Annotated in this window: 10 protein-coding genes; 3 read left to right on the forward strand and 7 right to left on the reverse strand. The window is 39.8% G+C overall.

Annotation, left to right across the window (positions count from 1 at the left end; translation table 11 throughout):
• Nucleotides 1-43: 43 nt before the first annotated feature.
• From cas4 to F8R90_RS12350, 7 genes are all read right to left on the reverse strand, one after another.
• The gene (cas4, locus tag F8R90_RS12320) at nt 44-637 is read right to left on the reverse strand and encodes a CRISPR-associated protein Cas4 (RefSeq protein ID WP_196510973.1); all 594 of its coding nucleotides are present in this window, start codon (nt 635-637) and stop codon (nt 44-46) included.
• A gap of 31 nt (nt 638-668) precedes the next feature.
• On the reverse strand, nt 669-1,505 hold the full coding sequence (gene cas6, locus F8R90_RS12325) for a CRISPR-associated endoribonuclease Cas6 (RefSeq protein WP_196510974.1): 837 nt from the start codon (nt 1,503-1,505) through the stop codon (nt 669-671).
• Entirely contained in the window at nt 1,495-2,115 is a 621-nt protein-coding gene (locus F8R90_RS12330; protein WP_196511006.1) for a 2OG-Fe(II) oxygenase, read from the reverse strand. The genes cas6 and F8R90_RS12330 overlap by 11 nt, the downstream gene beginning before the upstream one ends.
• Nucleotides 2,116-2,192: 77 nt before the next feature.
• Entirely contained in the window at nt 2,193-4,475 is a 2,283-nt protein-coding gene (gene cas3 / locus F8R90_RS12335) for a type I-D CRISPR-associated helicase Cas3' (RefSeq protein ID WP_196510975.1), read from the reverse strand.
• Nucleotides 4,468-5,226 (reverse strand): type I-D CRISPR-associated protein Cas5/Csc1, encoded by a 759-nt coding sequence (gene cas5d / locus F8R90_RS12340; RefSeq protein ID WP_196510976.1) that lies wholly within the window; start codon nt 5,224-5,226, stop codon nt 4,468-4,470. Before cas5d ends, cas3 begins: the two co-directional genes overlap by 8 nt.
• A 3-nt stretch (nt 5,227-5,229) precedes the next feature.
• On the reverse strand, nt 5,230-6,267 hold the full coding sequence (gene cas7d / locus F8R90_RS12345; protein ID WP_196510977.1) for a type I-D CRISPR-associated protein Cas7/Csc2: 1,038 nt from the start codon (nt 6,265-6,267) through the stop codon (nt 5,230-5,232).
• A 17-nt stretch (nt 6,268-6,284) separates the two neighbouring features.
• A complete protein-coding gene (locus F8R90_RS12350; protein ID WP_196510978.1) occupies nt 6,285-8,978 on the reverse strand; it encodes a CRISPR-associated protein Csc3 in 2,694 nt (897 codons plus the stop codon).
• A gap of 182 nt (nt 8,979-9,160) precedes the next feature.
• Here F8R90_RS12350 and F8R90_RS12355 point away from each other — a divergent pair, with 182 nt between their 5' ends.
• The 3 genes from F8R90_RS12355 (at nt 9,161) to F8R90_RS12365 (ending at nt 13,203) form a co-directional block, all read left to right on the forward strand.
• Entirely contained in the window at nt 9,161-10,024 is an 864-nt protein-coding gene (locus tag F8R90_RS12355) for a WYL domain-containing protein (RefSeq protein ID WP_196510979.1), read from the forward strand.
• Between the two features lie 694 nt (nt 10,025-10,718).
• Complete coding sequence (locus F8R90_RS12360) at nt 10,719-11,960, forward strand: phosphotransferase family protein (RefSeq protein WP_196510980.1); 1,242 nt, start codon at nt 10,719-10,721, stop codon at nt 11,958-11,960.
• Nucleotides 11,961-12,114: 154 nt separating this feature from the next.
• The gene (locus tag F8R90_RS12365) at nt 12,115-13,203 is read left to right on the forward strand and encodes a T3SS effector HopA1 family protein (RefSeq protein WP_196510981.1); all 1,089 of its coding nucleotides are present in this window, start codon (nt 12,115-12,117) and stop codon (nt 13,201-13,203) included.
• Nucleotides 13,204-13,241 lie beyond the last annotated feature (38 nt).

The raw sequence follows: 13,241 nt of genomic DNA on the forward strand, positions 1-13,241 counted from the left end.
ATGATGGTTTTATTGCTCATTCTGAACTGTATTGGGGTATGATTTAATGTACTTCTTGATAAATTTTGACTTTATCGGTTGCTTTGGGCAAACATTGCGAATAAAGACTGCATCCTTGGCAGCGTTTGCTGTAAACTGGTTTTGGCATTGCTCCTGTTTCTAGGAGATTTGTGACAGATTCAATAGTAGCGATCGCACTTTGTCGTAACTCTGCATTAATCTCTACTAATTGCCGTTGATGGGAGTGGGCATAATAGATATATCCAGTAGTAACAGGTTGTCCTGTCATCTCTTCTAAACATAAGGCTTGGGCACAAACTTGCAACTCATCGTTATCCCATTCGCCTTTACGTCCCCGTTTGTATTCCACTGGATAAACTTGACCTGATTCTGCTTCAATCAAATCAGATTTGCCGATGAGTTTATATTGCTCAGACTTCAGCCAAATTGCTCGAACTTGCCAAGTTTCTCCTCGCTGTATATCGCTTGTGGTGTGGACGCGATCGTGTAAAGTTGTGCCTTCAATTGTGTATTGATTATCGATAAATTCACCCGCACAAAACATCCGCCAACAGCGATGCGGACAATAGGCATATTGATTCAATGCCGCAATTGAAATATATTCAGTTTGATTCATAACTTAGATGGTTTTTAAATGATGATTGAAATTAGGGAGAATACACCCGCCGCGTCATCCCCATACCCATTGTTGTTTTGCGACCAATTCCTGCATACAAAGCAAAGTCAGCTAAAGCGTTAATTTGCTTAATTTGTATTGGTTCAACTGCCCCTAAAATTTTGTAGTTAACTTCGCCAATAATGCCAATAAATTTGCTGCGAGAATCAGCTAATATTTCTGTGTGAATATTGACAAAAGAAGGAAATATTGACTCGATTGCAATCTGAGTAAATTCTCTGCCGCTATACTTATTCCACCGCGAAAGTAGGGAATTAAAGACAGATTCTCTGGTAGGAAGGGTCGTATCATACTGTCCTTGACGGAAAGCGGTGGGTGTGGAAAAGGTAAGATTAATGGAAGAATTGCGCTCGCTAGCTTCTTCGTATAATTGAGCATAAGTACTGGCATTTGCCCAAGGTTGAATAGATTGGGGTGTGCCTTGAATGCTGGTAATATACAAGTCAGCCGGGCCAAGATGCCAAGGGCGATTGGGATTAAGATTTAGCCAGAGTTGGGTAAGTTTGCCAAATAAAGTGTCATCTAATAAAGAGATACGCCACCAACAAGGAGTTCCGGCGGGAATGGGTTGTTGATGTGAATATTGCAATTTAGATCCCCCCTTACCCCCCTTCAAAAGGGGGGAATTAATTTGTAAGGGAGAGAGGGTGAAAGCTTTATCTGCGGTGGAATCGTGCAAGCGATCGCCCAATGTGGTATCTACAGAACTAACGAGGGTGAGAAATAGGGCGTGGAGATGTCTACCTGTAAGATATTGTGGTGGAATGGGCGATTGAGGTAGCAAATTCAACACTAAACTATGAGGCATACTTTCTCTTTTTGGTTGTAGACTGAGTGCTTCTTGACTCTACAGTAAACTCAGGGATTTCCTGGAGTTCAGTATCACTCAAACTATACTGCTCACAAACGAGACTTAGGCGATTTCCCGGTGTTTTGACAGCGTTAACCGAATGGGTTAAATCACCTTGAAAATAAACTAAAGTATTGAATTGGGGCTTAATTTGCCCAAGTTGGCGTTTGTGCGATCGCAATACCAGTTCTCCCCCTTCCATATCCGCAGGTACGCGCACATAGAGAACACTGACAACCGCAGGCGGTTCAATGGTTTTGGAGTAGGAACGTAAGGAGCGATCGATATGCGGATCGACACGGGAGCCTTCTTTGAGTTGTAAAGGATTGAGGTAAAAAGCATTACAATTCGGCTGGAGAGCTAAATCGAGGTAAGGCTTAAAGTAGGGAAACTGCTGTTCTACCTTTGCTAATCCAGAACGCTGAAATACTACAGAAAATCCTTTAGTGGCGACAAAATCGCGGTTGAGGTTGTTGATAGCAAAGTAAGGACAAGCTTGGATTTCTCCCCACAAGTTGTTTAGGTAGTCACTAGGGAAGGCGTTGGTTTGTTGTTGATAGTTTTTCACGGAGGGATGTGAGAGAAATATGCTTATAAATTGATGTTCTACAAATTCTCGCACCATTGGTGCGAGAATTTAATTATTTATCCCGCAATAAAAACTTCATCATCTGGAAGGCGTAATTGTTTTAACTTCATTGCCATCGTTAAAATTCCTGACAAGCCTGAAAAGAATCTATATTCTTTCTCCATATCATTGCAAACAATGGTTATTGGATAAGAAGTAATTCCTTGCTTGTTTAATTGGAAAATAACAGCAGCATTTGTTCTTGGGCAAATAATTACTCCTGGTAAAAAATGTCTATTCAAAGCTTGTATTAGAGGTGTAGGTCGTATTGCTCCTCCAGCACTGCGGATAATTTGACAATTTTTAAAAGCTGTTAGCTTGTTCAGTTCTGTACTGATAAATTCTTGCCAGTTATCAGTGTAGCGTAATTCAAAACTCAATTGATAAGTTTCAGTAGCGCGACTGGTGACTTCAATATAATCACCATTTTGGACAAATTCGTAATAGCGTAATAGGTGAAAAGGATCTAGTCTTGTTTCCTCAGATTCATCTAGAATAAAACCATGAGGGTCACGAATAGAAAGACTTTCAAACAGACTAGAGCGAAAACTAAATAACGGTGCATAGCTTGTACTAAAAACTTCAGCAAATTCTTTTAACTCAGCTAGCGCCTCTTCATCTTTGTTAAATAAATCTACGTATTCGTCTAAAGTTGTACGTCCAGCTTGTAAGTCATCCCAATCTTCAAGAAATTTAGCTTTGATAAAAGTTCTAACAAAAGCCTGACCACCTTTGATATACTTCCAATCTTTTTTGATTTCTTTGGGCGTTTTTTTTGCAATAGTTTCAGCGCCTCGTAAAAGTTTCATTCTATAGCGATAATCATCCCAAGTTCTATTTCCTTCAAAAATAGATTTTAGAGTATTGAATAACTCCAAAATCAATTTTTCCTCAGCTAAACCTTCAAGCATTTCTTCCAATTCCAACAAGGGACGGGCAATTTCTAGAAATGCTTCTGAACGCCAGTAGGCTTTTAAAAAAGGCTTATCTAAACAGGGAAGTGTTTCAAGTAAGTCTTTTAGGGCTGTACGTCCCTTAGTAGTATCTAGAGACGTTAAGCCTTCTTCCCAAGCGTTAACGGGTAAATAAGCAATGGCTTCTGAATCAATATTAGTTTCAGATTTACCCAAAACACGCCCTACTCTACCAATTCTCTGCCAAAAGGCGGCGCGATCGCGTGCTGAAAAAATCAACCAATCTAAATTTTGCCGTTTCGGTTCAGGATATCTTTCAAAGTTAAATCCTACATCTACAGTGCTAGTGGCCAAAATGATTTGACATTGCATAGCCCTTTGTCTGTCTTTTTTTGGCGCAGGGCCTGTAATGCGTCCGATATCATCACCAAGTCCTTGTTGTCGAAGTAAATCTGAGAGACGATTAATATTATCAAGAGAGTCAAGAATTACAGCACCATTTTCATCAGGTCTTTCTCGAAAACGTTGCACAACTTCTGCTGCTAACTCTGATAACCACTCTTCCTTACTATCTGGTTTTGGTCTTAATTCCAGATTAACTGCTGTTTGTGACGGTAAAAGATTAGTATTACCTGCTTCTCCATCAATTCTTGCTATCTTCACACCAGCCTGTTTTAAATTCTGCAATGCTAATTCACAAGCTGGTTCTGGTGTCGCTGTTAGCAAAACTATTTTACGTCCGTCCTGAAAAAAGCGGAAAACTTGAGAATAAGCGAGATAAAACAACATTCCTACTAGCTGTTTAGCATCGTAGAGGTGAAACTCATCAAAAATGACTGTCGAAAATCTGGTGTAAAAACTACTGGCGATGTTACCTCTATCTAGATTGTTATATGCAAAGAAAGTTGCATAGTAAAAGATATCAGGATTTGTGACTAAAATAATGGGCGTATTAACCCCAACATCAGGAAAAACTGTAGCTGGATTTCGTAATACGTTATACAGCTTTTCTCCTGAACGACTGCCAACTTTATCGTTAGACCAGCTTTTAATATCTTTAGCAGAAGCTGATTTGACTACATGAGGTAAGTTAGCCTCTCTAACAAACTTTTTTCCTGCTTCTGTTTGCTGTTCAATTAAAGCATTAGTTGGAGCAATGTAAACAGCACTTTTATTTGGCTGATTTTTTAATACAGTTAGTCCTGCATTGGTTTTACCTGTGCCAGTTGGTGCTAAATCAAGGATAATATCTGCATTCTTAGATTGTTCAAATACATCAACTTGATGCTGAAGTGCATTCCCCATAAAAGATAGTTCATCTGGCAAAGATGCACAAGCTGAAATACTGCGCGGTTCTAATCTGATAACTAATCTTCGATTACTCATTGTTACTTTCTCTACCGCAAAAATGTAACCCTGCTGGTACAATCATTTCTCCAACTTGCCAAGCAGCACCCCGAAAACGAAGATTTTTAATGATGGGTGCAGGAGGAATAGAAATTAAATCGAATGCTAAAGCCTCTATTTGTTGTGGTAAATCAGCAGCATTTAGATAATGTTGACTTTGATATTCACCTTCTGGTAGTAAAGTCACAGGAAATTCATTCAGCACATTCACCTTGACTTTACTCATGAATTTACCAAGGCGAATATAATTTGGTAATTGATAATTTCCAAATACCAAAGTTTGAAATTTGTTTCTGCGTTCAATCATCCGCAGTCTTCCAGTTTGCGGAAAGTTACTTGGTCTAAATGAACTTGGTTTTTTCCCTTGACGTTGTAATGGTAAATCTTCCCGCGCCGTAGCAACACGATTATTAGTCATTGCATACCAGTAAGAATCAGAAAGAGCATTGAAACGTTCAAATCTGAATGTCACTCTGCCTATGGGTGAAGCTGGTAAGATATAAAAATCTTGTGCGATTGGTTGTAAATCTTCTTTGTAGGTTGGTCGTCCGGTAGCCTGACCTTGGAGGCGATAGGGGGAATTTACTCTACCTAAAGCATAGGTAAGAGCATAATTCCCAATTACCCCCTCAGTGTAATAGGTATCAGACAACTCCCTAGAGGCAAAAAAGACTGGTTCAAGACAGTATAATTCAACAAGTTTTGCCTGCTGAAAAGGAATTGTTGACATAACCTAAATCTCTACTTCAACTGGTGTATTCTTGCCTTTCGCCTTAGCCTTTTTCTTTTCAGGTGCAACCTGACGGAAGGATTCATAGGATTGCGTTAAACGCTTAAGAAAATTATCACGTTCAGCTTCTGACCAATTAGTTTCTACATCAGTAACTAAATTTGCTAATTCTTCTTCAGATAGTTGCACAGAAACCCCTCTCTTATTTTTCCAATTAGCAATTACTTGTTTGCTTGCTGCAATTAATTTATTAATATTCAAAGGATGTTCTAAAGGCTTACCTAAGACATCATAAGTAGCTTGTACAAGTTCCAGAGAACTAGGAAGTTCGGTAATACTACCAAATACACCTAATATTTCGTTTTCCATGCGTCCAACACGACTGGAAACCGCACCATAACGGCTTGTGAAAAGAATATTACCTATGATATAGCGCAGTTCATCCGCAGTTACATCTTTTAGGGTGACAACATCCAAAAAATGCACGCCTGGTTTGATGTATTCGCTGGTATTTAAAGCTGTTGAGGCTTTCGTATCTTCATCTTTCTTTAACCGCATTGTGCCATTTTCGTAGATGGCGTTTATGGTGCGATCGCCTACAACATCACTAGCAGGTAAAATACTAAAAGCATCTTCAGTCCAAATGCGACTTTTTTGAGCGCCACCCCCACCAGCCGCGAAGCCGTAGAGGAAACAATCTACACACATTTCACAAGGTGCATTAGTATTTAAAGAACAAAGAGAGCCATCTTTAGGGTTGGTGTATAAAAGTTCATGCGCTCTTAAATGTTCTCGTCCGTAGCGTCTTTCTGGTGCTATTTGTTTACGCTTAGTCATTAACAAGCGTTGAATTATAGTTTTTTGATTTTCACCCTCTAAACCAGCCTGGACAAATTCGCTACACATTGGCTCCCCTGAACCTTCTGTGCGAAAGATAGTTTCAGAATGGGTTGTTCTTAAAACAACTAAAGTAATAAAACGTCCTTTGGGGAAATTCTCATAACTTGTTGCTAGTACCGAGGAAAGCTTTGAAATGGACATGACAAACTCCTAATTATTTAAACAGTTGTAGTTGTTTCGACAGAATCATCTTCAGATTGGCTTTTAAGTTGTTTACGTGCTTCTTCAAGGAAAAATAAATAAGCAGCTTCTAAAGTTTTTTGGTCAGATAAAAACTTTTCAGGACGTGCTGAATAAACCTCCTCATATAGTTTTCGTAATAGCTCGTAATAACGCTTGACCTGTTCATACTTTGTTGCACCTACGCCATGCTCACGGATACGGTCTAAGCGAGTATGATATTGCTGTACTAAAGCAGCAAAAATTACATCTAAACCCAAATAAGGCTTTTGAGAACGAATAGCAGCAATAAAGGCTGTAAACGGTTCTGCTTGAGCAGTTCGTTTAAAAGAACTTCCCCAAATTTTTCCCTCTGCTGCAACTTGAGCAGCTTCTTTAAGATATTTAGTTAAGAGTAAGTTTTCATCAGGCATAAAGCTCTCCAGTAAAGTATTTAACGGCTCACAAATGCGACTCCAAATGACGCTCAAATTTGGTTCGTCTTGTTCTCGCAGAGTCCAACGTAACAAGACATAATAAAGTTCAATTGGTCTGACACAAGCACGAGCCAAATCATACAAACAATCATCAGCTTTCTGAATACTTGCAACAGATGTTGCTAGTTTGCCAATGCAACGTAGTCGCTCAAGAATTTTTTCTGCATCTTGGCGTTGCTGATATTGTCCATTTCCCAATAAAGTTTGCAGTGCAGAAGGAATTCCCTCTATTCGTCCGTAAACCTCACTAGATAACTCCACTTCTAGATTGCTACTCAAGGTAAAAGGAAAGCCAATATCTAAAGACAAGGAAATTTCTAAAGCAAGTCTCAGTGATTTTAGTAAAGCTAAAGAATTATTAACATCTCCCCAAAGTAAAGGAATAATAACAGATGTATGAACAAAATTAGGACGTTTTGGTAATGCTAAACCGACTACTTTGTTAGATTTAAATTCAAGCTGATTATCTTTATATAATTTCAATTCATCAATAGTGACAGTACCACCTTCAGCATTTGTCGCTGCAAGTTGTTTTAAAAGTCCACGCCAAATTCTCAACAGTTCTGGAGCAGAACCTTTAGGTAATGCTAAGTGCAAATAAAGCGGGTCTTGTTTTTTAACAGCAGGAAAGTTCGCCCCGACTGCCATTAATTGGTAAGCTAAAGCTGCAATTGAATCTGCTTGTCTTTTCGGTTCAGCACTGATACCACCCGGTAAGCGATTAGAAAAAGCCTGTACCTTAGTACCAGGAGGCATATTATCTGAAATTAGCTCATCTATATCAGTGGAAGTAGAACCTAAAGAGCATCTTTGTCTGGGATTTGCTTCTACATAAGCATTTAAATCATTAGCTCCATTTAACCGAATAGCAAAAGGTAAATTTACCATTCGGCTAACGGCTGCAATCATCTCTTCAGATACTTCTGTTTCTTCAGATATTTGTGTACTTTCCTTTCTTAGTTGGAAAGATTCTTGTAGAGCTTCTTTAATACCCTCAATTCCTTTAACAGCAGCCTTAGCAGCAAATAAAGGTCGCCCATATTGACCATTAAATGGCTCAATTGCAGTACGCTGAAGTTCGGATATACCCGTATGATGGGCGATTTTATCCCAAACTTCTTTAGGGCTTAATCCGGCTTCTCTATAACTAAGATAAGCTGCCTTCAAACCTTCAGATATAGCAAATTCTTCTGCATTACTTACAGGTAATAACTGAAGTTCAGCCGCTTTTATTAGTGCATCTGCACCAGCCGCTTCACCCCACTTAGTTACATCTTTAGAAATCTTGTCTGATTTGTATCCAGCTTTTTTCCTTTCTAAAAGAGCCTCAACATTTACCAAAACTTCCTCAATATTTTGTTGGATAGCTTGATAAGTAAATTTAATGCCATCCTTCGTAGGTCTAACAAGTCTTTCAATATTATTCCCAAAAACTTGGTCAATTTTACTTTGCCAAATGGCAGCTATTTCTTTTGTAAAATCTACATTTGCTAAAGCTTCCCCTTCAAAAAGTTCGCCATTAGGGAAAATTGCTAAAGGATTTAACCCATACTTTTGCAGAATCTCTTCGCAAGCACCCAGCAATAGGGCTGTAATATAGCCTTTGTCTTCAGAAATGCTGATTCTAAAGAGATTACAGCTTCGCCCAAAAGCAACGGTTAATTCTTTTTCCAGTTTGCGAAAACGTTGTGCATCTGTAATTCCTAAATCAAATAAGTCCGCAGCTGTAAGCATCGCCGCCCAACGTTCAATATTTGGGTCTTCTGGTAAAAATCTTGCTCCATCGCTGACGTTATGACCTGAATGGCGCTCAATTAGCTTTCTGACTAGCTCCAAATCATCTTCGGAGACAACAAATCTAAGTACACAAGCCTTTTCTAGTTGTTCTCGTAAAAATTCCTGATTTCTAGCCAGGGTTTTAACATTACGCCCTTGGGTATCTAATTTATTCAGGTCATGTACAGCAGTTGCAGCTAGTAGCAAAGGTCTTTTATCTTCTGGAACTTCTGCGATTCGGCTAACTGTCAAAATGAACTGACACGCAGAATCAAGGTGTTCTGCAAGGGTCGTACCCTTTCTTACGCCGTACTGATGATGATGTGCATGATTTTCGTAAAGCTGGGGGCGAATTTCACTGAAATAACGCTCCTCCAAAGTCTTTGGAGGATTATTCAAAAGCCTATTGCGCTTGGACATATAAAGATACTCCAATCCAAAATCGAGTCTAGGTTGCAAAGTCAACTTTTGAGATGAGTACTTATACTGAGATAACCTGACAAACTCAAGTTATGTCACTGCACTTTTTTGCAACTAGACTATTTATAATTACATCTATGAATATGGCACAAGTAAATCAAAAGTGCAAGTACATTTTGTAAATGCCCAGAAAAAAAGAAACGATTACACTGTCAATTCCGCCAGGAACTAAGGAACAACTAGAAGCGATCGCTCGCCGTCTCAATATTACTTGGGGCAAAGAACCCAGTATTTCGGGGTTAATAGTAGCGATCGCACAACAATCTGTAGAGGTCGGAAAGCCCTTTACGCTTGACTCTAACCAAGTTCATGCCTTACAGCAAGCGATTAAAGCTTTGAACGATGCAGGCAACATTGGAGAAGCGCAAACTGTACTTGCACTTTTGCTAGAACGTGGCAATCTTGAAGCACCTCTTCGTCAATTGCTGATGAAACAACTTAGTCAACCTATCCAAGAATGGCGAAATACGATAGAAGAACTAAGTAAAGCTAAACAGCCTTTCTACATTCTCTATTCCAACTCTCAAGGTCAGGAATTAGATTACAAAGTTCGTCACGCTGAGGTGCGCTTCTTTGAGAAACGCTTCTATCTCATGATTTGGTGCGAAGAGACAGCAGACGTAGAAAACGATATTCCAGAATTACCCGAACTTTGGCACAATCGTTGCTTAAGCTTTGAGCGAATTAAGTCTGTTGTCCCGACAAGTGGTGATTGGCGGGGTGAACTTGACTATGTAAAAGTGCAATTACACTTTCGGGGTTGGCTAGCCAAAGCCTATCAACCCAAAGAAGATGATATTGAGGATGACATGATTAATAATGTGCGTCAGGTTGTGCGGCGAGTAGCTAACCCTTTCTGGCTGATTCGAGAAGTATCGCCCTATTGGGAAGATTGCGTGATTGTATCACCTGAGAGTCTGCGCGATCGCTTCAAACAAAAACTCCTCACCCTCTGCAATTTATACGATATCGAAACCAAGTCTTAACTCTTTCCCTCTCCGAGTCGGAGAGGGACGGTTTTACGTAGTAAAACCAGGGAGAGGTCTTTTCATACTTGACAAAAGTACACTTCCATAAGATGCACTCATGTAGCCGTTATTTGCGATCGCCTATAGTCATCTACAATACGTAAGTAAGACAAATGACGTAATAACTAGGTTTCCAGACATCAATTCTGAAAATTAAAGAAAAAAATAATTACTAATTGCCTAAAAAGTCCGGTTTTTTTGGCTTTGTGATGATAAATAAAAATAATAGCGTTGAATGTCATGCTTCCTTCCACGAAGGATTACCGAAATTCTTCGCTGCTTTCAGGATGACTACTGAACATTAAACAACATCTGCCGCCAATCAGTTTTGTGCTAGGGATGTTTCTGCGCCACAAACCTGGAGATGCAGCTACATCAATGGGCTTCTACCACAAAACTTGCTCTAGATGTATCTAAGTAACTATGCTGATAAAGTGTAAAGATATCATGGTATCTGGGAGCAAATTTTAAAGCAATTGTAAAGGACTTGGTGCCATTTTGGCAGGTTTTTATCGGCAAGATGGGATATTAGTAGATTGTACAAATCTTTATTCTTATTCCCACACTAGTTACTATCTACCGATAACTGCTAAGTACAAGCACATACCGACACAGATAAGTTTAAGTAATTTAATGAAGTAGGAAATAATACATGGTATTATCACTGTCTTCTCATAACGTTATCCAGTATCTGCAAGACGCGGGGCTGTGTAGCTCAGAAGATGACGCATCAGATAAATCTGAGTTGCCAGGAAGTAGTAAGAACAATTTCGATTTACTAGTGACTTTAGCAGATAATCGTAAACTGCTCATTAAACAAGAACGTAACGTTAAAAACAATGACGCAGCGCCTCATGAATTGTTTCAGGAGTGGCTATTTCATCAGTTGCTCCAGCAGTTTCCAGTTCTTGGCAATATTTCTGCGATCGCACCATTAGTAGTGCATTTTGACGAAGAAAATTCTATCCTCGTCCGCAACTACTTAAGTGAATATCATGAGCTTGCGACATTATACCACAATAATGATCTTTTTCCACAAGAAATTGCCACTGCGATCGGCACGACTTTGGCAGGACTGCATCGCGCAACCTACAACCGCCGAGAATATAAGGATTTTATGGCAACTGCTCCGCAAGGAGAGTTTCGCTATGGCTTTTACAATCCGGCGCAAGGGTTAAGGTCAATTGGGCCAGAGATTTTTGGAACGGTTCCCACAGATGCGCTGAAATTCTATTTACTCTACCAGCAATCGGAGAGTTTGGAATCTGCGATCGCTGATTTGGCATATGACTGGAATCCTTGCTGCTTGACTCACAACGACCTGAAATTGAACAACATTTTGGTTCATTCCAGGTGGGAGAAACTAGACAATTGCCTAGTAAAGCTAATTAATTGGGAAGCTTGTTCTTGGGGAGATCCAGCCTTTGATTTAGGAACTTTACTAGCAAGCTATTTAGGAATTTGGCTCAAGAGCCTCGTTGTAGACCCCACCATTGAATTACAAGAATCTCTAAATCTAGCATTGACACCGTTGGAGAGTTTACAACCTTCAATTCTTGCCCTAATTAGGGCTTATCTAAATGCTTTCCCCATGATTTTGGAATACCGCAGTGACTTTATTGTGCGCGTTATCCAGTTTGCAGGGCTGGCACTAATTCATCAAATTCAAGATATGATTACCTGCCAAAAATATTTTAATAATGCTGACATTTGTATGCTCCAAGTGGCTAAAAGTTTACTCACTATGCCGCAGCAAGCTGTACTGACTATTTTCGGGATATCAGAATCAGAAATTCTGAATCCTGTAGCAAAAATCCATAAGCTTCCTCAACCTGTCAAAGAGCAGCAGTTACTCCGTATTTATTACGAAAAGACTCAGCTTCGCGGTTGTTAATGGCAGGGAGCAGAACAATTTAAAAGCCAGATTTTAACTGCAATTAGACATTTTGAATTGTTCTGCGTATTCTCCTATCATAATTTTCTGAGGATTTTTGCCCCAGAGGGGTTTCATAATTTTGGATTTTAAAGTTTGAATTCTAAATGGATTAATGCTAAATTACTCTACCAATCAACCGCTAACTTCTCTATCCGATATTGCTAAGAATATCCAAATTGAGTCAAATTTTTGTATTTATCATCCTAATTATCAACCCTTTGCTCTGCCGACTAAAGTAGCCGACAGATTTCAGCAAAACTCGGCAGATTTACAACAGAAGTATCTCACCTTATTACTACGCAACTTTCTTTATGGGATCTATTACAATGGCTCCCTACAAAGTACTTTAGCAGTCAATAGTGATAGTAGTAATTGCCCGCCAAAGCAGAATTTAACAGATAATTCCATCTTAGAAATTGATTGGGAATTTTACGAGCAATTGCACGCCAGTAATCACGGCATAGGTTACTTTGACCCTCGATGGCAGGTGTTGCGGAAAGAACCTGATGGGACTATGGCGGTGACTAAAGGCGGTTTAACACTTTATGTTGAGCCAGACTGCCATCTAGAATCCGGTAAGAAATCTACCAAAGTGGGTGAGATGGTAGCTATCTGGATGCCCAAAAATAGAATGCAAAATGGCTGTTACTTGGCAGTTAGTAATGTCGGACAGGAACGGCAAAGTAACCCCGATGCTGATTTGGGAGCAGGGCGAATTTACTTTAACTTTACGCCATCTGGTGCGATCGCTCTCATGGAAAGCTTGACACTGCAATTGAATGCAGCCTCGATTCCCTTTTGCTTTCAGGTTCTCCACAATCCCAGTGCATACGGACGCTATGATTCGGGGCTACTCTACTTTGAACTCCCCGACTATCCAGCAATCCGCGCAATCCTTCAGGCTATTTATCCAGAAAATCAATCCTATTTCCAGCCCGAAATTCCCTTGTTTACCAAATTTTTAGCACCAGGATTAGGTTTAGCCGAGGAACCAACCCAAAAATTTGCGGCGCAAGAAAGTTTCGGGATGAACCGTTGCCAAATTGTCGCTAATGCTTTGTTGGAAGCTTGGCAAAAAGGTAAAAATGCAATGGAGGAACGGATGAGGACAATTGACCAACACTTTGCGCGACACCTAATAGATTTACAGCGTCCTTATCTTAATCCCAGTTCTAAAGACATATATAAGCCGTTAAATTGATGACGAGTGGGTAGTGGGGCAATACTGCCCCACTACCC

This window comes from Nostoc sp. NZL (assembly GCF_015714705.1).
In the GTDB taxonomy this organism is placed as follows: domain Bacteria; phylum Cyanobacteriota; class Cyanobacteriia; order Cyanobacteriales; family Nostocaceae; genus Nostoc; species Nostoc foliaceum_A.

Bases quoted from the DNA above. Each gene is read 5' to 3' on its own strand.
- F8R90_RS12365 (WP_196510981.1), top strand. From the start codon at position 12,115: ATGCTAAATTACTCTACCAATCAACCGCTAACTTCTCTATCCGATATT.
- F8R90_RS12350 (WP_196510978.1), bottom strand. From the start codon at position 8,978: ATGTCCAAGCGCAATAGGCTTTTGAATAATCCTCCAAAGACTTTGGAG.
- F8R90_RS12360 (WP_196510980.1), top strand. From the start codon at position 10,719: ATGGTATTATCACTGTCTTCTCATAACGTTATCCAGTATCTGCAAGAC.
- cas7d (WP_196510977.1), bottom strand. From the start codon at position 6,267: ATGTCCATTTCAAAGCTTTCCTCGGTACTAGCAACAAGTTATGAGAAT.
- cas4 (WP_196510973.1), bottom strand. From the start codon at position 637: ATGAATCAAACTGAATATATTTCAATTGCGGCATTGAATCAATATGCC.
- F8R90_RS12355 (WP_196510979.1), top strand. From the start codon at position 9,161: ATGCCCAGAAAAAAAGAAACGATTACACTGTCAATTCCGCCAGGAACT.
- cas6 (WP_196510974.1), bottom strand. From the start codon at position 1,505: ATGCCTCATAGTTTAGTGTTGAATTTGCTACCTCAATCGCCCATTCCA.
- cas3 (WP_196510975.1), bottom strand. From the start codon at position 4,475: ATGAGTAATCGAAGATTAGTTATCAGATTAGAACCGCGCAGTATTTCA.
- cas5d (WP_196510976.1), bottom strand. From the start codon at position 5,226: ATGTCAACAATTCCTTTTCAGCAGGCAAAACTTGTTGAATTATACTGT.